20 protein-coding genes are annotated in these 21,968 nt (G+C 38.9%); 13 read left to right on the forward strand and 7 right to left on the reverse strand.

What is annotated here, in order from left to right:
* Positions 1–39 precede the first annotated feature (39 nt).
* The gene (gene epd, locus CZ809_RS14155; RefSeq protein WP_080158244.1) at positions 40–1,092 is read right to left on the reverse strand and encodes an erythrose-4-phosphate dehydrogenase; all 1,053 of its coding nucleotides are present in this window, start codon (positions 1,090–1,092) and stop codon (positions 40–42) included.
* Between the two features lie 733 nt (positions 1,093–1,825).
* On the opposite strand from epd, the gene CZ809_RS14160 reads away from it, so the two are divergent.
* The 5 genes from CZ809_RS14160 to CZ809_RS14180 all read left to right on the forward strand — a co-directional run bounded on the left by CZ809_RS14160 (position 1,826) and on the right by CZ809_RS14180 (position 7,026).
* Positions 1,826–2,038, forward strand: coding sequence for a cold-shock protein (locus tag CZ809_RS14160; protein ID WP_080158245.1), 213 nt, complete (start codon positions 1,826–1,828; stop codon positions 2,036–2,038).
* Positions 2,039–2,358: 320 nt separating this feature from the next.
* Positions 2,359–4,248 carry an acyltransferase family protein gene (locus tag CZ809_RS14165; RefSeq protein WP_080158246.1) on the forward strand — a complete coding sequence of 630 codons (1,890 nt, stop codon included), beginning with the start codon at positions 2,359–2,361 and terminating at the stop codon, positions 4,246–4,248.
* A 198-nt stretch (positions 4,249–4,446) separates the two neighbouring features.
* Complete coding sequence (locus CZ809_RS14170) at positions 4,447–4,860, forward strand: NirD/YgiW/YdeI family stress tolerance protein (RefSeq protein WP_235865956.1); 414 nt, start codon at positions 4,447–4,449, stop codon at positions 4,858–4,860.
* Between the two features lie 298 nt (positions 4,861–5,158).
* On the forward strand, positions 5,159–5,854 hold the full coding sequence (locus CZ809_RS14175) for a response regulator transcription factor (protein ID WP_080158247.1): 696 nt from the start codon (positions 5,159–5,161) through the stop codon (positions 5,852–5,854).
* Positions 5,854–7,026 carry a sensor histidine kinase gene (locus tag CZ809_RS14180; RefSeq protein ID WP_080158248.1) on the forward strand — a complete coding sequence of 391 codons (1,173 nt, stop codon included), beginning with the start codon at positions 5,854–5,856 and terminating at the stop codon, positions 7,024–7,026. The genes CZ809_RS14175 and CZ809_RS14180 overlap by 1 nt, the downstream gene beginning before the upstream one ends.
* Positions 7,027–7,237: 211 nt before the next feature.
* Here CZ809_RS14180 and CZ809_RS14185 read toward each other — a convergent pair whose 3' ends face one another.
* The 4 genes from CZ809_RS14185 to tkt form a co-directional block, all read right to left on the reverse strand.
* On the reverse strand, positions 7,238–8,146 hold the full coding sequence (locus CZ809_RS14185) for a hypothetical protein (RefSeq protein WP_080158249.1): 909 nt from the start codon (positions 8,144–8,146) through the stop codon (positions 7,238–7,240).
* The gene (locus CZ809_RS14190; RefSeq protein WP_080158250.1) at positions 8,143–8,967 is read right to left on the reverse strand and encodes a DUF2971 domain-containing protein; all 825 of its coding nucleotides are present in this window, start codon (positions 8,965–8,967) and stop codon (positions 8,143–8,145) included. Before CZ809_RS14190 ends, CZ809_RS14185 begins: the two co-directional genes overlap by 4 nt.
* A gap of 704 nt (positions 8,968–9,671) precedes the next feature.
* Complete coding sequence (locus tag CZ809_RS14195) at positions 9,672–10,016, reverse strand: hypothetical protein (RefSeq protein WP_080158251.1); 345 nt, start codon at positions 10,014–10,016, stop codon at positions 9,672–9,674.
* A 634-nt stretch (positions 10,017–10,650) separates the two neighbouring features.
* On the reverse strand, positions 10,651–12,663 hold the full coding sequence (gene tkt, locus CZ809_RS14200; RefSeq protein ID WP_080158252.1) for a transketolase: 2,013 nt from the start codon (positions 12,661–12,663) through the stop codon (positions 10,651–10,653).
* Between the two features lie 392 nt (positions 12,664–13,055).
* Between tkt and metK the strand changes: the two genes are divergently transcribed.
* The 6 genes from metK (at position 13,056) to ruvX (ending at position 17,793) form a co-directional block, all read left to right on the forward strand.
* Positions 13,056–14,210, forward strand: coding sequence for a methionine adenosyltransferase (gene metK, locus CZ809_RS14205; RefSeq protein WP_080158253.1), 1,155 nt, complete (start codon positions 13,056–13,058; stop codon positions 14,208–14,210).
* A 153-nt stretch (positions 14,211–14,363) separates the two neighbouring features.
* Positions 14,364–14,849 carry a SprT family zinc-dependent metalloprotease gene (locus tag CZ809_RS14210; RefSeq protein ID WP_080158254.1) on the forward strand — a complete coding sequence of 162 codons (486 nt, stop codon included), beginning with the start codon at positions 14,364–14,366 and terminating at the stop codon, positions 14,847–14,849.
* 132 nt (positions 14,850–14,981) lie between these two features.
* Positions 14,982–15,713 (forward strand): 16S rRNA (uracil(1498)-N(3))-methyltransferase, encoded by a 732-nt coding sequence (gene rsmE, locus CZ809_RS14215; protein ID WP_080158255.1) that lies wholly within the window; start codon positions 14,982–14,984, stop codon positions 15,711–15,713.
* Between the two features lie 17 nt (positions 15,714–15,730).
* Entirely contained in the window at positions 15,731–16,681 is a 951-nt protein-coding gene (gene gshB / locus CZ809_RS14220) for a glutathione synthase (RefSeq protein WP_080158256.1), read from the forward strand.
* Positions 16,682–16,801: 120 nt separating this feature from the next.
* Positions 16,802–17,365 carry a YqgE/AlgH family protein gene (locus tag CZ809_RS14225; protein WP_080158257.1) on the forward strand — a complete coding sequence of 188 codons (564 nt, stop codon included), beginning with the start codon at positions 16,802–16,804 and terminating at the stop codon, positions 17,363–17,365.
* The gene (gene ruvX, locus CZ809_RS14230) at positions 17,362–17,793 is read left to right on the forward strand and encodes a Holliday junction resolvase RuvX (protein WP_036793273.1); all 432 of its coding nucleotides are present in this window, start codon (positions 17,362–17,364) and stop codon (positions 17,791–17,793) included. Before CZ809_RS14225 ends, ruvX begins: the two co-directional genes overlap by 4 nt.
* Before the next feature lie 358 nt (positions 17,794–18,151).
* Here the strand turns inward: ruvX and CZ809_RS14235 are convergent, their stop codons facing one another.
* Both CZ809_RS14235 and CZ809_RS14240 read right to left on the reverse strand, forming a co-directional pair.
* The gene (locus CZ809_RS14235; RefSeq protein WP_080158258.1) at positions 18,152–19,255 is read right to left on the reverse strand and encodes a PilT/PilU family type 4a pilus ATPase; all 1,104 of its coding nucleotides are present in this window, start codon (positions 19,253–19,255) and stop codon (positions 18,152–18,154) included.
* Between the two features lie 21 nt (positions 19,256–19,276).
* Complete coding sequence (locus tag CZ809_RS14240) at positions 19,277–20,314, reverse strand: type IV pilus twitching motility protein PilT (RefSeq protein WP_080158259.1); 1,038 nt, start codon at positions 20,312–20,314, stop codon at positions 19,277–19,279.
* Between the two features lie 25 nt (positions 20,315–20,339).
* On the opposite strand from CZ809_RS14240, the gene CZ809_RS14245 reads away from it, so the two are divergent.
* Complete coding sequence (locus tag CZ809_RS14245; RefSeq protein WP_080158260.1) at positions 20,340–21,050, forward strand: YggS family pyridoxal phosphate-dependent enzyme; 711 nt, start codon at positions 20,340–20,342, stop codon at positions 21,048–21,050.
* Positions 21,051–21,142: 92 nt separating this feature from the next.
* On the forward strand, positions 21,143–21,961 hold the full coding sequence (proC, locus tag CZ809_RS14250) for a pyrroline-5-carboxylate reductase (RefSeq protein ID WP_080158261.1): 819 nt from the start codon (positions 21,143–21,145) through the stop codon (positions 21,959–21,961).
* Positions 21,962–21,968 lie beyond the last annotated feature (7 nt).

The raw sequence follows: 21,968 nt of genomic DNA on the forward strand, positions 1-21,968 counted from the left end.
TGGCCCGGCGTCACTGCCAAACCCAATAATTCTTACTACTTATTTTGTCGGCGTAGCAACAGAATGATCTGTTGCAGCCATTGCTAACGCAGTATCTAACATACGATTTGCAAACCCCCATTCATTATCACACCACACCAACATTTTGATTAAATGCTGCCCACTCACGCGGGTTTGGGTGCCATCAACAATCGCGCTATGGGGATCGTGATTGAAGTCAATCGACACCAAGGGTGCTTCGGTATAAGTCACTATACCCTTTAATGTACAACGAGACGCATTCAATAATGCTTGATTTACGTCATTAACTTTCACGTTTGTTGTAACAGTAACCGTTAAATCCATGGCGGTGACATTTATTGTGGGCACCCTCACAGAAATAGCTTCAAATTTGTCAGAAAACTTCGGAAAAATACGACCGATACCTAAATGTAATTTGGTATCTACTGGAATAATGGATTGGCTAGCAGCACGCGTTCGGCGTAAATCAGGATGATAAGCATCAATAACTTGCTGATCATTCATTGCAGAGTGAATTGAGGTTATAGCACCCGTTTCAATACCGAAACAATCATCCAACACTTGAATGATGGGCACGATGCAATTCGTCGTACAAGAGCCATTAGAAACAATCGTGTGTTGCTGGGTTAACTGTTGATGGTTAACGCCATATATCACAGTAAAGTCAATATCGTTGGCAGCAGGATGGGAAAATAACACTTTGTTAGCACCAGCATCAATGTGGGCTAAACCATCAGCACGAGAACCAAACTTACCGGTACAATCAAGAACAATATCGACGTCCAAATCGTGCCAAGGTAACAATTTAAGTTCCGGTTGATGAAGCAGGCGAATTTGATCGCGGTGACCATTTTCATGGGCAATAAAAAGATGCTCCTGATCATGACTGACAGGCTTACCGAATCGTCCATGGCTTGAATCATACTGAAGCAGGTGAGCCATTGCTTCCGGCTCTGCTAATTCATTGATTGCCACGACGTTAATCTGGTGATGTTTACCACTCTCGTACAGTGCACGTAACACACTGCGACCGATGCGGCCGAATCCATTTATTGCGACTTTTAGTGTCATATCCGTGCTACAAAAAAACCAAGCGGCGTTAGTGTATACCAACCAAGTTTGAGAATCACCATAATTGTGACAACTCTCACTGCGTTTAATTAAATATGTTCATAATCAAACATATAATCACATAAATAACCTTAATAAAAAGATAAAATATGAATAATTAACCACCAAAATCTATTATTCATGTAAAAGATTTATCATCAAAACTGGCTTATTTAGGGTGTTTTCTACCAATAACCGCCACCAAACAAAATAAAAACAGCGACAGATTTATCAGATAAATAATGACAAGTACTATGGAATAGAACGATATATAAATATCGTTATGTCTTTGCAGTATCCCCTCTATCAACATGCAACTATTTATACGGCTTATTTATTTCAAAATAACATTGGGCGTATCTATTTGTAGCGGCTATTTTCGCAACACGATAAAAGCAGAGCCTCGTTCTATTAATTGCGACTAACAAAGCAATCAATACAGTTAAGATTGCAAAAATACGCTTAGCCACTCAATGGGATCACACATACTCCTTTACAACCCTGCATTTTAAATAAATAATCGTCACGCGCTGTTGCTCTGCGTTATTAATGAAACATCAAGTAAAAGTAAAACCCTTAGAATATCTTCGTCAATGTTGTCATCCTCTGTGTTTCCCTTAGCTTCATCGTCGCATTTAATAGTTACGCTTATCAGCACTCACATTTTTTATCTTTTGAATATTAAGGGTTACACATGTCGCATAAAGCAACAGGTTTAGTGAAGTGGTTTAGTGAAGAAAAAGGTTTTGGCTTTCTAACTCAAGACACAGGCAATGCTGACGTGTTTGTTCACAGCAGCGGCATTGCTGATAAAACATTAACCAAGCTACCAGAAGGCAAAAAAGTGTCTTTTGATGTAGAGCAAGGTCAAAAAGGCCTACAAGCGATCAACGTTGTGATTCTGTAGTAACTAAAAAATGCTGCTGATACATTAGTAGCATTTTATTTTTATCACACCCTCTTATTTTCAATAACTATAAACAATTAAAATCATAATTAATTTAATATATAAAGTTCAATGTTAATTAGTCAGCATTATAAGTAAAATATAAAAACCATTCATCATCTACTATTCAACAATATTACATATAATCTAACACCTCATCATGTTTTTGTTTAATCATATAATTTAAATTAATGTCATGTTTTTGTTAATGTTATTTGTAATATATTAATATCACCTCAACAACAATATAATATTTTAAAATTATATTTTATGAGGTTCCAATGAAATTCAGGGAAGATATAAACGGTTTAAGAGCAATAGCCGTTATTGCTGTTGTGCTATTTCATTTTAACAGTTCGCTCATACCAGGTGGTTTCGCTGGTGTTGATGTGTTTTTTGTTATATCTGGTTTCTTAATGACTAGCATTATATTTAGAGGACTAGAAAATAATAATTTTTCAGTGCTTTCTTTTTATAAAGCGAGAGCAGTAAGGATCATCCCTGCATTATTAGCAGTTTGTATTACCGTACTTATATTCTGTTGGTTCTTTCTAATGCCATTAAAGCTTGAAGCTTTAGGTCGGCATGTCATTGGTAGCATTAGTTTCTTATCTAATATATTTTATTGGAAAGAATCAGGCTACTTTGACACCTCATCACAAACTAAATGGCTCTTACATACATGGTCATTATCTGTCGAATGGCAATTTTATATTCTCTACCCTATTGCTTTAATTATTCTCAAAAAAATATTCTCTCTTAACAGCATTAAAAAAATCCTAATTTTAACAACGGTTATCGGGTTAGGTATAAGTATTTATGCATCCTATTACTGGCCATCTCCTGCTTATTTCTTATTACCTACACGCGCATGGGAAATGTTAGCGGGTGGTCTAGTCTTCTTATATCCTATAGAGTTAAGCCAACCTAGAAAAAAACATCTCGAATGGATTGGATTACTTTTAGTTTTACTCTCTTATGTATTTATCTCTAAGTCAGATATGTGGCCAGGATACTTAGCTCTAATTCCTGTCGTTGGCGCTGCATTAGTTATCCTTGCAAATAATAGCAACAGCCCTATTACCAGTAATAAAATAATGAAGAATATTGGTTTATGGTCTTATTCTATTTATTTATGGCATTGGCCAGTTGTTGTTATTGGTCATTACTTTAATATTAAATATTGGGCTGTTATCGGTATTCCATTATCAGTATTACTAGGCTTTATTAGTTATACTGTTATAGAAAAAAACAAAGTAAGCCTAAAAGCAATTATCCTACCCTTTATTTTAATTCTAGGGTTAGCATATACCGTCTCATCAAATATTGGTCTGTTTTACAATATTCCGACAATAAATTTAAAGGCGATTACTACAAATACAAAAACAGATCATAATAGCGCTTATACATGGGCTCATATTAGAACTTTAGATAAAAAAGATTTTGTAGAACAAAACAAAGAAAAAGTTTTAGTCATTGGTGATTCTCAAGCTGGAGATTTCACAAACAGTCTTTATGATGCTGATTTAAATAAAAATATTGAGATAGTATCACGAATTGTTGAAGCAGATTGTGGCTTTTTCTACTTACCACCAGCAGAACAAAATATTGCATTTAGTCAATCTCCAACGATTAAAGGCAATCAAATGTGGCAAAATAAATGTCGAACATTTATAAAAAATGTCGATAAAGGTGATGTTGTTGAACAAGCTAACGTTATTATTTTAGCGATGTATTGGCGTGATGTTAATATGAATTGGATATTCAAATCGATTCAAAATATTCGCGCTAAAAACCAACATGCAAAAATCTATGTTATTGGCGGCAAATCATTTAATGCTCAAATATCAACGTTAGCCTATGAATCTTACAATAAAAAATTAGATCTTAGTCGTTATGCAAAAGCAAATATTGCTAGCAATGTTCGTGAAAACCGCGCTGTACAAAACGAACAATTTGAAGCAAAAGCTAAGTTACCTAAATATAACTATAATTTTATTAATATGACCACCATTATGTGTCATAGCGATCGTTGTGATGTTGTTGATAAAAAAGGTAATAGTTTTTACTTTGACAGTCGCCATACAACACGTGCAGGCACACAATATATAGCTGATCAATTACAAAAAAAGCAGTTATTCAATGAAATATTAGCACCTGAAAATCAATAATTATTTCAGTTCACTAAATATACAAAACTACTCTGTAATTTTTATATAAAACGTTGCAAGGCCGCTAATACATTAGCGGCCTTTTTGTATCCCAAACATCAACCAGAGAAAGCTTACAAAAATGTAAACTACAGGCAAGGTCGGTGTATAGATCGTTAGTTATTATTCTCACATCAAAACACAACAGAGAATTTTACAATGTCTAATAAACGCTTTGCTATGCTACTTGTTCCTGCGGTACTGTTATCAACATCAGTATTTGCGACAACACCACCAACATCTGCAACAGTACAACCAATCAATGCAGTAGCAACTCAACAACAAGGTTTTAGTGGTCCAAGTGCGGGTCTAAAAACAGTAAAAGCCGTTCTTGATGCTGGCATGTTCAGTGACGATACCCCTGTCACTTTAACCGGACACATTACAAATTCATTAGGTGATGAACATTATCAATTTACCGATGGTACTGGTTCAATTACGATCGATATTGATCATGATAAATGGTTTGGTGCGCAAGTAACCCCACAAACAAAGATCACTATTCAAGGTGAAATTGATCAAGAATTTAATCATACCGCGATTGATGTGAACCATGTTCGTGTTGTGGGATAATCCCTTTATCACCATCATTAGGCTGCGAGTGCATCAATCACTCGCCGTCTTATCATCTATAGCGTATTAATTTCATATTAATCTTGCCGACATAACGATAAACTTTATTATCACACTGTTTACCAACGTCTAATTGAATGCAGGTCATATCACCTCGCATGAAAAATACGCATTTACACTCTAATAACGTAATAAGTTGTTAGATGCTAAAAAACACCAATATTTACGCCTTTTTAGCACATCAACGAGTTATTCAAATTTTCATCAATAGATTTTATCTGATTGTAAGGCTGCCATTATGCAAATACTGCTTGTCGAAGACGATATTAGTTTAAGCCATTATATTGAAAAAGGGCTCACAGAAGCGGGTCACCATGTGCAGTGTATTGATAATGGTCGGTTTGCCCTTTCTATATGTATGTCAGAACAGTTTGATATCGCCATTGTTGATCGGATGTTGCCAGGATTAGATGGGTTATCATTTGTAAAAGCACTTCGCGCATCCAAAATTTCAATGCCGGTTATCTTTCTTACCTCATTAGGTGGTATTGATGATCGCGTTGATGGCTTAGAAGCAGGCGGAGATGACTACTTAACTAAACCCTTTGCCTTTTCAGAATTACTGGCTCGCATATCAGCCTTATCTCGTCGCTCATCAACACTATCAGAAGCCAAACCCAGTGAATTAGTTTATGGCGATCTCAGTCTTAATTTATTTGATCATACCGCAATCCGCCAAGGGCAAATCTTAACTCTGCAACCAAAAGAGTTTCGTATTCTTGAACTCTTTCTGCGTCATCCAGGACGCGTCATTACTCGAACCATGTTATTAGAGCACGTTTGGGATATCTATTTTGATCCCCAAACCAGTGTGGTGGAAACTCACATTAGCCGTTTACGTAATAAGCTTGAAAAACCGTTTGGTGATCAACTTATTCATACCGTTCGAGGGGCTGGCTACAAGTTAGAACACAAACTTGGGAAAAACGCCTAATGCATCCTTTTATCACGCAACTTCAACAACGATTGCCGCCCCCTGTATGGTTACGCAGTTCTGCTATGCAGCAAGGACTGATGTTTATCATGGTGTCAGTGGTAAGTTTAATTTTGATGTCGAGCCTCACTATTGCGTATGTTGACTATCATCTTGATGAAGTAAATAACAACATTGAACATAATGTTGAAGCCTTTATGCTTGGCACCACCACCGAGATCAACAAAGAACCCATTGATGAAGATGATGTTATCGACGTTTTGGCAACAGGTTTTATCCTATCCGGTATTCTAGTTGTACTTTGCAGCTCAGCTATCGTGATTTATATGACGCGACGCAACCAAGCAAAAATTGATCGCATTGAAACGGTATTACGCGCCGCCGCTGATGGTGAGTTATCAGCCAGAACCATGATGTCGAGCCAAACAAATGATCTCACTCGTATCGGCTCAACCGTTGACGAAATGTTGTCACGCTTACAAAGTGTAGTAGCTGCAATGAGCGATATATCCTCCAATATTGCTCATGAATTAAAAACCCCGATTACGCGCTTACAATATAATTTACAAACCCTAAGCGAGATGGCTGACGCACACGGTGATAAGCTTGATGACGATTTTTCAGAACAACTACAACTGTCACTCAAAGAATCAAACCGATTAGCGACTATCTTTGATGCTTTACTGCGTATATCTCAAATTGAATCCGGTAATAGACGCCAACGTTTTGAAACCATAAATGTGGTTGACCTCGTCCACACTATTGCTGAAATTTATACCGATGTTGCTGAAGATGCAGACATGAGCTTGGTTCTTGATGTTCAAAAAGAGCCTATTTTCATTCAAGGCGATAAAGAGTTACTGATTCAACAATTTGCTAATTTGGTAGAAAATTCACTGCGTTATTGCCCGCAAGCAAGTCAATTAATACTCTCGTGCCACACTGAGCAAGATAATGTGGTGATCACCATGGCAGACAATGGCCCTGGGATTGATGATCAAGAAAAACAGCGCGTATTTGAGCGTCTTTATCGAATTAACAAATCCCGCAATGATGGCGGCTTAGGTATCGGATTAACCTTAGTTAAAGCGGTGACAGATTTACACCAAGGCGAAATCAAACTTTATGATTGTCATCCCGGACTTGGGGTGGAGATTCGTTATCACTGTTAGTTGCTATCACATAGAGATAGCTACCAAATAGCACCAGACTGATAAAAATACCGCCTTTTGAGGCGGTATTTAACAGTATGTCTATTTATGCGTACTAACACTCTGTTGTTTTAGATGTTTCTTTTAGTAACATTCTTTGATCTTCAATTTAATTTTATAGATATAAAAAAGCCGCTACTATGAGCGGCTTTTTAAGTTCTGTTTGCGGATGTTAAAATGAAATTTTCTTTGGTATTTCATAACGTAACCATGATCCTGTCGTCATTTGGTAATTTAACCAATATCTGTCGTTATATGTTGATTTTAGCGTCAAACTAACCTTACCATCTTTATTTGTTGATGGTTGGGTTTGATACGACAACAATAAATAAGCTACCGTTTCTGGATAATTGTCTGACAAAAAGATAAGTTCATGAGGCTTACAAGTATCCACCTTAGCCATTGTGTCAGTAATACTGAGATATACAGCCCATAGGTTTAGATTAGAGCAGCACATTGTGAGAGCTTTAATTAATAATTCAGGTTCAATTCCATAGGGATGGCTTGCAAAAGAATCCATTATTCCCCTTGAAAACTTAAACAATGAACTTTTACCTGAAACATTCTTATACCAATAGTCATACAATGCATCGGCAGACGAAGTTATATTTCGAGAGAAACTTTTATCATAAGGTACATCCTTATTACAAAAATAATCATGTACTTTAATGCCACGTAATAAAATTTCAATTTCTCTTTGTATAGATACATATTTAACTAGCACTATATTACGGTGATCTTCTTCTGTTAATGTGCTGTTAAGTGTTTTTAATGAATCAAAAGCAATACCAATGTTATACAATTTATAACCTGCACCTTTACTTGGATCACGAAGAATACATTTAAGGTCATTTAAAGTTTCGTTATAAACCTCAAAGCATTGCTGTGAAGGTTGCCTTTTTTTTGTTGAGTTGTAAGTAATTGCGGCTACTATAAATGCTCCTGCGGTAGTTAGTGACGAAAGAAACGTGGGAATATTTCCTAATATATCTAAAACATTCTTCGAATCTTCAAATCTATGATAAATAATCAAAGTACCCACATAAATAGCTATAGCAGAAATCCAAATGTATCTTTTCATATTTCTCTTTGTTGGTTAATGGATGGGGTTGCTTTTAAGTGCCAAGAATTAATATCAGTCTCACATTGAAATAATTTGAGATCTTTTCGTCCCCATGAAAGAAGAATTTCTTGAAGTTCATTACCTGAAAAATCTTTCTTTTTGGATGCATTTTTATTTATATGCCGTCCCAAATAGATTTCCTTAATTGCGCTTATTGGTATATCTAAACAATATAAAGGTCGACCGGATACTGATATTTTATTCCAAAAAGCACTACGCCCATCTCCAGAATGATAGCTAAATGGCAGTTTAGATATATCCTTAACTACTCGAACTTCTTCCTCGTAACCCCATTCAATAGATTTATATAAAAATGCCCTTTTAACTAAATTAAAAGCATTTGAATTAAATTTGATACCATTTCCGATACTCATCAATTCTTTACTACTTGGTGTAGGCAAATCGCTATGCGGCTTGGTTGCAGAATAAATCATTTCTCCATACTGGGAGGGGATAATGCACGTATCCTCATCAGATAACCCTGCTAATTTAACATCAATGCCTATTACAACACCTTGATGCTCATCTCCGTAGTGAGCCCACATTAGAGGGTTCAATGGCTGCCTAGTTAACGACAATACACCATAGTGTCTTGAAAATCGGTTCTTACAAGCACCTGTAGCAATTTTAGCCGTTACTAATGAGTCGATATTCTCTTCAAATCCAAATGACGAGCATTCAAATGGGTCATTAAGATCTTCTAGGCAGGAGAAACCTAGTGAAGAGCTTTCAATAATTGAACGTGCCGCTTTAAACGACATATATTTGTACAGAATCAATGTATATCCTCACAAAGCTAACGTTGTATAAACCTACAGTTTAACCAAAAATCACTAATATTAAGGTATATATACAACAACCCACATACTAGAGGTAGTATCCTTCAAAAATCACAATGATTTCAATGATAAATACCATATTTAACATTTGCTATTCGATTCGCGGTAATAATAAACCTCCTGATACAACAAAGGTCGCCATTAGCGACCTTACACCTTAGATTTAAAATAAATCTAACTATTTTTATCAATTCATCTTCCCATAAATCGCTTATCAATCTAATACGACCCAAATACCCATTAAATAGCCCCTGAAAACGATTTTAAGACCATAAATACCTATCACTCGACACCTAGTATGACTTTTCTCTGAAAACAGTCCTATTTAACTTAATGGATCTAACATGCACTACGGGATCACCGTTCATACAAAAACACTCCCAAAGTCAGCATTTTAAACGGTTTTGTTAAGCTAAATGAGGCTAAAACTAACGTTATTATATTGTTATTAGTGTTACTTAATTCCAAAATTCCCATTTGAACACTATTTGGTAGCCACTTATGCAAAAATCAGCTTTTCTACCCAGCTAACATCATCGCCACGAGCCGCATTTGAATATCTTCCTAGCGACCACTCAATAATATTCAGATGCAAAAAAGGCCGCCTGAGCGACCTTTCTATAATTCATATCATCAAAGATGACTTACCACGCTAAACCACATGCGCTCGCTTTTGCTTTAGCAAGGCTGTAATACTTACGCTTAACAAGGTAATTACCGTCGTTTTTAAGCCCTTCAACACGTAGCCATTGATTTTTACCAAAACGTGCTTTAACGGGTACACCAACGGCAAAGCGTTTACCTGACTGGTATTTAGCAACGTAAAAACTATCTCTAACTTTAAAGATATAACCATTCTTACCACAAATTCGAGCACTCTCAACACGACCTTTTTTAGTCTCGCCCCAAGAACCCCAATTATTTGCTTGCGCAGGAATCGAAGCAAATGCCATTGCACCTAACAATAATCCTAAAATAGCTTTTTTCATCACAACACTCAAAAAAGTAAACTTATGAGTTTATTTTAGGCATTATAAAAATAAAGAAAAGATAAATAATGTAACAAAACTAAAAATTGACAAACGTCAGCGAAATACATCGCTAACGGAATGCGAAAACATCAACATATAACTACAAAGAATGATTTAGAGGTTCTTTATTTTTTTGATGAAAATGAACTTTGGGTCTAAACGTAAAAAAGGCTTTGAACAATAAGTTCAAAGCCTTCTTAGAAATATGTCGAGGGTTAAGGAAAAACCTTAACGCTAACTTTACTTAGTCATGTTGCCGCTTTTGTACATAGGAGCGAATACAGGCGTGTAAAGTGCAATAATTTTATTAACGATACCAGTCATTTCTTTTTCCTCAATAAACTAAGCTTTTTTAATAGAACAACCATAGCCTAACCATTGACTCTATAAGGCTTGCGGTCGTGTTTCAATGAAGCTAATTATAGGTATTTCGTTAGACTTTAAAAGTGATAAAAACAGCCATTTCGAATTAGTTTTACTAATGCGAAATACTATTATCTTTCCACTCAATTTGTAATGTTTAACAGGAATTATCGGCATAAAAAAAGACCGCAATTAACGGTCTTTAAAAATGGTGGTTAATAGGGAAAACTTACCCTAGTAACGCATTAGCATTATTAACAATGTTTTCAACAGTAAAGCCGAACATGTTAAATAACTCATCAGCTGGTGCTGACTCACCAAAAGTTGTCATGCCAATGATGCGACCGTTCAAGCCAACATATTTGTACCAGTAATCCGCAATACCCGCTTCAATCGCAATACGTGCGGTGACATTTGCAGGTAATACAGTTTCACGGTAAGCCGCACTCTGTTTATCAAACAAATCTGTCGCAGGCATTGAAACTAACCGTACTTGGCGACCCGCAGCGGTTAGCTCTGCATATGCTTGCGCTGCAATACCCACTTCAGAACCTGTTGCAATTAAAATAAGCTCAGGTGTAGCAGCACAATCTTTAAGAATGTAACCACCTTTAGTGATATTCGCGACTTGCTCAACGTTACGATCCTGCTGATCAAGGTTTTGACGAGAGAAAATCAACGCTGTTGGACCATCTTTACGTTCAATCGCATATTTCCAAGCAACCGCTGATTCAACCTGATCACAAGGACGCCATGTACTCATGTTCGGGGTTAAACGCAGTGATGCGACTTGCTCTACTGGCTGGTGCGTTGGACCATCTTCACCCAAACCAATCGAATCGTGAGTGTATACCTGAATATTTTGCACCTTCATCAGTGCCGCCATACGCAATGCATTACGTGCGTATTCCATAAACATTAAGAAGGTTGCCCCATAAGGAACAAAACCACCGTGTAATGCAATACCGTTAATAATGGCTGTCATACCAAATTCACGCACACCGTAATGAATGTAGTTACCCGATGCATCTGTCGGTGTCAGTGATTTAGAGCCAGACCACATAGTTAAGTTAGATGGCGCTAAATCGGCAGAACCACCCATAAATTCAGGTAATAACTGACCGTACGCTTCTAGCGCATTTTGTGATGCTTTACGTGATGCGATATTGGCTGGGTTAGCTTGCAGATCCGCAATAATACGTGATGTTTCCGCTTCCCAATTCGTTGGTAAATCACCGTTCATACGACGGCTAAATTCAGCGGCTAGCTCAGGGAAAGCTGCACTATATGCGGCAAATTTATGATCCCACGCTGTTTCTTTAGCGTTACCAGCTTCAATGGCATTCCAATTTGCAGCAATATCGGCAGGAATTTCAAATGGGCCGTGGTTCCAACCTAGGAATTCACGCGCTGCTGCAATTTCTTCAGCACCTAATGGCGCACCATGACAATCATGAGAACCGGCTTTATTTGGCGAGCCAAAACCAATGATGGTTTGACAACAAATAAGGGTTGGTTTAGTGGTTTCTGCTTGTGCTGCAGCAATCGCGGCATTAATCGCATCAGCATCATGGCCATCAACGGTTGAAATAACATGCCAGCCGTAAGCTTCAAAGCGCTTGGCGGTGTCATCGGTAAACCAACCTTCGACTTCACCATCGATTGAAATACCATTGTCATCCCAAAAAGCAATTAACTTACCAAGACCTAGAGTGCCTGCTAATGAACATGCTTCGTGAGAGATACCTTCCATCATGCAACCATCACCCATAAAGGTGTAGGTGTAGTGATCAACGATCTCATGACCTTGCTGGTTAAATTGCTCAGCCATGGCTTTTTCTGCCAGAGCCATGCCTACCGCATTGGTAATACCTTGGCCTAAAGGACCAGTAGTAGTTTCAACACCTGGCGCGTAACCATATTCTGGATGGCCTGGTGTTTTTGAATGCAATTGACGGAAATTTTTAAGATCATCAATCGATAAATCATAACCTGTTAAATGAAGCAGAGAATAAATCAGCATAGAACCATGGCCGTTTGATAATACAAAACGATCACGATCAGCCCAGTTTGGATTTTGTGGATTATGATTCAAATGATCACGCCACAATACTTCAGCAATATCTGCCATTCCCATCGGCGCACCCGGATGACCTGAGTTCGCTTGTTGCACACCATCCATACTAAGTGCACGAATTGCATTGGCTAGTTCTTTACGAGACACCGCATTGCTAGAAGACATATCTGCTCCAAATAGTCATAAAATAATAAATTACGAACAAATAGTTACCATTTTTATTAATGATCACTTAATTTCGCTTCAATATTGTCTCAAATAGATGCCATTGACTGCAAACGTTTTCGTTTTTAAAAAAACCAATTTATTCAACAATATGCAATCAGTCTGAATTTAAGTTTTTGTATTTAAAATGGTAACAATAAAAAGCTTCTTCTTTCACCAATACCGGTTTTCGCTAAATCCTTACAGATTACATTGTTGATTTTATAACTGGTCGGGGTATTATAGACGTCTAGACGGAGGTAGCTCCATACATATAAACGTATGGAATGCAGTGCAGTATCAGTATTACCGCTACCGTTCTACCAAATTTATGAATATAAGTGAGACCATCAATGGCTAAACATCTGTTTACTTCTGAGTCGGTATCAGAAGGTCATCCAGATAAAATTGCAGACCAAATTTCAGACGCAGTCTTGGATGCAATTTTAGAGCAAGATCCAAAAGCACGTGTTGCTTGTGAAACTTACGTAAAAACTGGCATGGTAATGGTCGGTGGCGAAGTAACAACATCAGCTTGGGTTGATATCGAAGAAATCACTCGTGAAACAGTGCGTGAAATCGGTTATATTCACTCAGACATGGGCTTTGATGCTAATTCTTGCGCTGTTTTAAATACCATTGGTAAGCAATCACCAGATATCAACCAAGGCGTTGATAAGACTGACCCTAAAGAACAGGGCGCTGGCGACCAAGGTATTATGTTTGGTTATGCAACCAACGAAACCAAAGAGTTCATGCCTGCACCAATCACTTACGCACACCGTCTTGTTCAACGTCAAGCGCTTGTACGTAAGAACGGCAGCCTACCTTGGTTACGCCCTGATGCTAAATCTCAAGTAACGTTTGAATACGATCAAGGTAAAATTGTTGGTATTGATGCAGTTGTATTATCAACTCAACACAGTGATTCAATTTCAACAGCTGATCTACGTGAAGCTGTAATGGAAGAAATCATCAAGCCAGTATTACCACAAGAGTGGTTACGTAAAGATACTAAATTCTTTATCAACCCAACTGGTCGTTTTGTTATCGGTGGCCCAATGGGTGACTGTGGCTTAACAGGTCGTAAAATTATCGTTGATACCTACGGCGGCGCAGCACGTCACGGTGGCGGTGCATTCTCGGGTAAAGATCCATCAAAAGTTGACCGTTCAGCAGCATACGCAGCACGTTATGTAGCGAAAAATATCGTTGCCGCTGGTATGGCTGAGCGTTGTGAAATTCAACTTTCATACGCTATCGGTGTTGCTGATCCAACATCTATCATGATTGAAACGTTCGGTACTGAAAAAGTACACCAAGATATTATTATTGAAGCGGTTCGCCAGCACTTCGACCTTCGCCCATACGGCCTACAAGAAATGCTAAACCTACTTCAGCCTATCTACAAAAAGACGGCTGCATATGGTCACTTTGGTCGCGAAGAATTCCCTTGGGAAAAAACAGACAAAGTAGAAGCGCTACGCGACTTCGCTAAACTTAAATAATAATAAATTTAAGTTTATCAATAATTAAGGGGCGATTATTCGTCCCTTTTTTTATACATAAAATAAAATAATCGTTACCGTTTATATTGCGGTGTATAGTCAGTGATGATTATTTTGCTCCAATATAGATAATAACTGAGGAAATATTTGGTAATGACCCCGCTACAAAAGCAAGTGCTTACTCACGTAGAATATTGCATTGTTCATGCTAACCAGCGTTTGAATAAACGCCTAACCATGCCTAAGGTTAACTTTACTCAACGTGGTAAAATTGCCGGTACTGCGCACTTACAGAAATGGGAATTACGCTTTAATCCAATACTATTAGCCGAAAACCCTGATGCATTTTTAAATGAAGTTATCGCTCATGAAGTCGCGCATTTAGTGGTGTTTAAACACTTTGGTCGCGTTCGTCCTCATGGCCGTGAATGGCAAATAATCATGACTGAAGTTTTCAATGTCCCCCCCAAAACTACTCACAACTTTAATGTCAGTTCAGTGGCTGGAACAACTTATATTTACCACTGCCCATGTAGTGAATACCCACTCACTATTCGTCGCCATAATAAGGTTCTACGAGGCCAAGCCAGCTACCATTGCCGTAAATGTCGCCAACAGCTACAGCTCAAAGCATCGTAATTTGAGTCGTATTTAAACGACCTCGATAATTTTTATTATTCGTTCCTCGCCACACTGATTTTTGCCCTCTCTTCTGTCGTCAACCATGGTAATATCTTTTATTACCCAACAATTACTACAGATGACCGCATCATGAGAATTCCACGAATTTACCACCCACAACCTTTACCTAGCCAAGGTACGGTTATGCTTAGCGACGATGCGGCTAACCATGTTGGCCGTGTAATGCGGATGCAAGTTGGGCAACAAGTATTACTGTTTGATGGCAGTAATGCAGAGTTCCCTGCTGTTATTAGTAGCGCCAGCAAAAAAAGTGTTGAAGTTGAGATTCAAGCGCGTGTGGAACATAGCATTGAATCACCATTAGATATTCACTTAGGCCAAGTGATTTCACGTGGTGATAAAATGGAATTCACCATTCAAAAATCAGTTGAACTGGGTGTGAATACTATTACACCGCTTATTTCAGAACGTTGTGGCGTTAAACTTAATGCTGAACGCTTTGAAAAGAAACTGGAACAGTGGCAGAAAATCGCAATTGCAGCTTGTGAACAATGTGGTCGTAATGTGGTACCCACCATTCGCCCTGTAATGAAGCTAGAGCAATGGTGCGCTGAAGAATATGATGGTTTAAAACTAAATTTACACCCTCGTGCGCATTATTCAATTAACACCCTCCCTACCCCAGTAACCAAAGTACGGTTATTGATCGGTCCTGAAGGTGGCTTGTCAGCTGAAGAGATCAGCATGACAGAGCAATATAAATTCGACGAAATTTTATTAGGCCCACGTGTGTTACGCACTGAGACTACCGCAATGACAGCCATTACCGCACTGCAAGTTCGCTTTGGTGATCTTGGCTGAGTAATCAGGAGAAAACAATGATCAAGCTAGGTATTGTGATGGACCCTATCGAGTCTATCAATATCAAAAAAGATTCGACCTTTGCCATGATGATGGAAGCTCAACGTCGTGGTTGGGAATTACACTACATGGAAATGAGTGATCTTTCTTTAGAGCAAGGTGTCGCAATTGCACGTACTCGCACTGTAACTGTAAAAAAAGATCCAAACGATTGGTTTGAATTTCATAATGAGCAAGAGATTCCACTCGCGGATCTTGATGCGGTATTAATGCGAAAAGATCCTCCGTTTGATACTGAATACATTTATGCGACTTACATTCTTGAGCGCGCAGAAGATAACGGTGCATTAATCGTTAACAAACCGCAAAGCCTACGTGATTGTAATGAAAAATTATTTACCGCATGGTTCCCAGAACTAACGCCAACCACGATTGTGACCCGTCGTGCCGACAAACTAAAAGCATTCCATAAAGAACACGGTGATGTGATCCTAAAACCGCTTGATGGCATGGGTGGTTCGTCTATCTTCCGCGTAATGAAAAATGATCCTAACGTATCGGTGATCATCGAAACGCTAACCGCAATGGGTCAAAACTACTGTATGGCACAAACATTCGTGCCTGATATCAGTAACGGTGATAAGCGTATTTTAGTGGTTGATGGCGAACCAATGCCATACTGCCTTGCGCGTATTCCAGCTAAAGGTGAAACTCGCGGTAACTTGGCCGCTGGCGGTCGTGGTGAAGCGCGTCCAATTAGCGACACTGATCGTAAAATTGCAGAAACTGTTGCGCCAATTTTAAAACAGAAAGGCTTGATCTTTGTTGGTCTTGATGTGATTGGCGATAAACTCACTGAAATTAACGTAACCAGCCCAACCTGTATTTGTGAAATTGAAGCTGCATTTGATATTTCTATCACAGGTAAATTAATGGATGCGATTGAACGCCGTATTAACGCTAACTAAGATCACCTAAGCGCTAAACATCAGCCATAATCAAACCAAGAACGCAGCGATTATTTTTTATCGCTGCTTTTTATTATCAACACCATCATCGGTGCTGACGTGTATTTAATGGTGTTGTAAATGAACCTGACCAATTATTTTCTAGTGGCAATGCCCACTATGGAAGATCCAAATTTTAAGCATAGTGTCATTTATGTTTGTGAACATAATGATGAAGGTGCAATGGGTATCATCATTAATCAGCCGATTGAAATTTCAATTGTCGACATGCTTGATCAAATTAATATTGAACGTACACAACCATTAATTGACCCGATAAGTATTGAAGCGCCTGTACTTAATGGCGGGCCTGTCGCAGAAGATCGCGGCTTTGTATTACACTCGATTTCAGCTGATTATAACTCCAGTATTACTATCACGCCTCAACTTGCCGTTACCACCTCATTAGATATTTTGGCTCAACTGGGCACCCAGCAAGCACCACAACAATTTATTGTGGCCCTTGGTTATGCGGGTTGGGATGTCGGTCAACTTGAGCAAGAATTAGCGAATAATAATTGGCTAACCATTGAAGCAGATAGCGATATTATTTTTTCCACTCCGATAGATCAGCGCTGGCAGCAAGCCCTTGCAAAATTGGGCATTAGCCCAGCGAATCTGTCATCAGATATAGGCCATGCATGAGTCAATCTCGCAGCGTATTAAGCTTTGATTACGGCACCAAAAGTATTGGTGTTGCTATCGGTCAAGAACTTACTGGTACTGCCAGTCCCCTCGCCGCTTTAAAAGCCAAAGATGGTATTCCTAATTGGGATGACATTGAAAAGATCCTTAAAGAATGGCAACCCGATTTAATCGTAGTGGGATTACCATTAGATCTTGAAGGTAAAGAACTAGAAACTATCGCACCACGGGCCAAGAAATTTGCTAATCGTATTCATGGTCGATTTGGTTACGCGGTTGAATTGCACGATGAACGTTTAAGTACTGTAGAAGCAAAAGCAGATTTATTTGAACGCGGTGGTTATCGTTCATTAAGTAAAGGTAACATCGATTCACAATCAGCCGTGGTCATTTTGGAAAGCTGGTTTGAGCGTCAATATGGCGCTTAATTTCATCTGATTTAACCTTTAAAAAATCAGCTATAAACCAATAAAAAAGACAAACGAGAATTCTCGTTTGTCTTTTTTTTATGCAGTACAGCTTTTGCAAATAAGATCATCACAAAGCTGATCTCTATTTTTGAGCACCACTACTGTCTTACTCAAAGCCCTATGATTACTTGCTTGATCAGCTTGTACAGCTTTTGGATCATTTAAACCCAAAAGCTATTTTAGTAAACGTCATTTATTAGAATAAAAAACAAATAACATTAAAATCAATAAATTAAACAAAACATACATTACTATCCATTGTGGCGATTAATTTCACTATGATGATCCTTTTGCAAAAGGATCATCATAGGCTTTATTAATTTTCTAATGCCACACCCGATAAGCTATTCAATGAATTAGCATCAGGATCACCAATTTTAATCATTAACCGTAAATCATTAGCAGAGTCGGCGTGATGAAGTGCATCTTGCTCGCTGATCTTTCCTTCATTAAATAATGCATACAATGATTGATCAAACGTTCTCATTCCAGCTTCAGTCGATTTGGCCATTACACCTTTAATTTCATACAACTCACCGCGTCGAATTAAATCAGCCACTCGTGGTGTATTAAGTAATAACTCATACACACCATGACGCCCCTCTCCATTAGCATCTGCGATTAATTGCTGCGCCAAAATACATTTTAAATTAAGTGATAAATCAAATAAAAATTGATCACGTCGCTCTTTAGGCACTAAATGTAAAATACGTTCTAATGCTTGGTTAGCATTATTGGCATGCAAAGTTGCCATACATAAATGGCCCGTCTCAGCAAAATTCATCGCGTATTCCATGGTTTCACGAGTACGAATTTCACCGATTAAAATCATGTCTGGGGCTTGGCGTAAGGAGTTTTTTAGCGCCACTTCATAACTGGCAGTATCCAGTCCAACTTCACGCTGAGTCACAATGCATTTGTTGTGCTTGTGAACAAATTCAATCGGATCTTCAACCGTTAAAATATGACCACTTCGATGCTGATTTCGATAACCTGTCATTGCCGCCATCGAGGTTGATTTTCCCGATCCCGTAGCACCAACAATAAGAACTAAACCTCGCTTTGAAAGTGCCAGTCGTTCCATATCTATGGGTAATTTCAAATCACTCATTTGTGGTATTTGGGTTTCAATACGACGAATCACCATTCCAGGTAATTCTTGTTGCCAAAAAGCACTGACACGAAATCGAAGGTCATTACGAACTAAAGCAAAATTAGCTTCTTTGGTGCTAAAAAATTCTTGTCTAAGGTTCGTATCCATAGCTTGATCAAATAGGCTATCAACACCACTTCGATTTAACACTTCACCGACACTATGTAAATTACCATCAATTTTTAATAAGCAAGCTGAAGCAACAGTGATGTATAAATCAGAAGCTTTTTTAGCCACCATTTGCTCAAGAATGTCATCTAACGTCATGTGGTTATTCCTTTAACTTTCTTAAAAATTGCTTTTGCTACGATCCAGAACACGACGTCCTTCTTCAGCTTCGACCATTCCTTGTGCCACCAGCATTTTTACACTTTGTTCCATAGTCTGCATGCCAAGTGAAGAACCGGTTTGAATCATTGAATACATCTGAGCAATTTTATCTTCACGGATTAAATTTCGAATAGCGGGGGTAGCCATCATCACTTCATGACAAGCAACTCGCCCACCAGAAGTACACTTCAATAAATTTTGAGCCACAACCGCGCGTAATGATTCAGATAACATTGAACGTACCATCGATTTATCATGGCCGGGAAAGACGTCAATAATACGATCGACCGTTTTAGCCGCTGAGCTAGTATGCAAGGTGCCTAAAACTAAATGTCCGGTTTCAGCCGCCGTTAATGCCAAACTAATCGTTTCTTGATCGCGCAACTCACCCACCACAATCACATCGGGATCTTCACGTAACGATGACCGCAGGGCATTTTGAAAGCTCAGCGTGTCACGATGCACTTCACGTTGGTTGATCAAACAACTTTTACTGGTATGGACAAATTCAATCGGATCTTCAATCGTCAAAATATGGCGTTGATAGTTGCTATTGATGTAATCTATTAAGGCGGCAATAGTGGTTGATTTACCCGAGCCCGTTGCGCCCGTCACTAACACGAGACCACGGTTAAGCTGGGCAATATCATAAAAAACCTCAGGCACATTCAATGATGCTAAAGTAGGAATATGAATAGGGATGGTACGCAGCACAGCAGAACAACCGCGCGATTGATGAAAAGCGTTAATCCTAAAACGGCCGATATCAGGTAATTCAAAAGAAAAATCGACTTCTAATTTTTCTTCATACTCTCGACGTTGGGCATCGTTCATAATATCAAAAATCAATCGATGCACTTCACTGTGAGTTAAAGCAGGCAAACTGAGCTTTCTTACATCGCCATCAACTCTTATCATTGGTGGAACACCCGCAGAAAGATGCAGATCTGATGCGTTATGCTTTACACTAAAATCGAGTAATTCGGTGATATCCATAAACAACTTTCCTCAAGAATCAATTATGAATAGTATCAAGCAAAATATTACACAGGTCATCAATGAGATGGCACTCGCAACTGAAAAATGCGGCAGAAACATCGATTCGGTGCAATTGTTAGCGGTAAGTAAGACCAAGCCCGTTGTAGCGATCGAACAAGCAATTGACGCAGGTCTGGTTGCTTTTGGTGAAAATTACGTTCAAGAAGGGGTTGATAAAGTCAATTACTTTGCGAGTCACCCCGCCGCGGAGAAATTAGTATGGCATTTTATTGGTCCAATTCAGTCCAATAAGACTCGTCCCATCGCTGAGCATTTTGATTGGGTGCATTCAATTGATCGCCTTAAAACAGCGACACGCTTAAATGAACAACGACCAGCAACCATGGCACCGTTAAATGTGTTGTTACAAGTTAATACCAGTGGTGAAGCGAGTAAATCTGGTATCAATGCTGATGAAGCAATGGCACTTGCGGCGGAAATTGCCACCATGCCGCAATTAGTTTTACGCGGATTAATGTCGATTCCACAACCTGAAACCGATTATGATAGTCAGTTCGCTGCATTTAAAAAACTGGCCGATTTATTAGAACAACTGAAGCCACACCATCCACAGCTAGATACATTATCAATGGGCATGAGTGGTGACATGGAAGCGGCAATTGCAGCTGGCAGCACTATGGTTCGAATTGGCACAGCTCTGTTTGGTGCACGTGATTACGGCAGCCAAGCCTAACAATAATTTTTAGATCTTAACGATAGTCTTCAATTACGGTCAACGACTCAGCCTACTTGTTTGCGCGTCGTACCAACAGCAAAGGATATTACATGGAACAGCGTTCTATCGCCTTTATCGGTGCCGGTAACATGGCCCGTTCAATCATCGCTGGATTAATTGCCAGTGGTTATGACGCGAGTAAAATTACCGCGACAGCGCCAAGCAAAACCCGTCTCGCACCGTTAAGCGCTGATTTTGGTATTCATACCGATAGTGATAACCTACGTGCAGCGCAACAAGCTGATGTCATCGTACTGGCAGTGAAACCACAATTAATGGCTGAAGTGTGTTTGCCATTGCAAGCGGTAGATTTCAGTAATAAATTAGTGATCTCTATTGCTGCAGGTATTAATAGTGCGCGGCTAGCAACCATGCTTGATAGCCAATTACACTTAGTACGCGTAATGCCAAACACACCAGCATTAATTGGTAAAGGCATGAGCGGTTTATATGCAGATGCAACATTAGCGCCGCAAGATCATCAGTTTGCCAGCCAGCTATTACAAGCCGTCGGGGAAATTTGCTGGGTTAAACAAGAAGCAGATATCAATGGTATTATTGCCGCAGCAGGCAGTGCGCCCGCTTACTTCTTCTTGTTTATGGAAGCGATTCAACAGCAAGCGATGGCACAAGGTTTTGATGAACAAACAGCACGACTGCTCGTTCAACAAACCGCATTAGGCGCAGCAGAAATGGTGCAAGCAAATCCTGACACGGATCTGGCTACACTACGTCAGCAAGTGACTTCTAAAGGTGGCACTACAGCAGAAGCGATTAATACGTTCAATCAGCATCATTTAACAGAAATCGTGGCTAAAGCAATGCAAGCTGCTGTTGCTCGTGCTCAAGAAATGGAACAATTGTTTTAAGGTTTAA

Origin of the sequence: Photobacterium piscicola, assembly GCF_900166965.1 — a bacterium.
Classification (GTDB): domain Bacteria; phylum Pseudomonadota; class Gammaproteobacteria; order Enterobacterales; family Vibrionaceae; genus Photobacterium; species Photobacterium piscicola.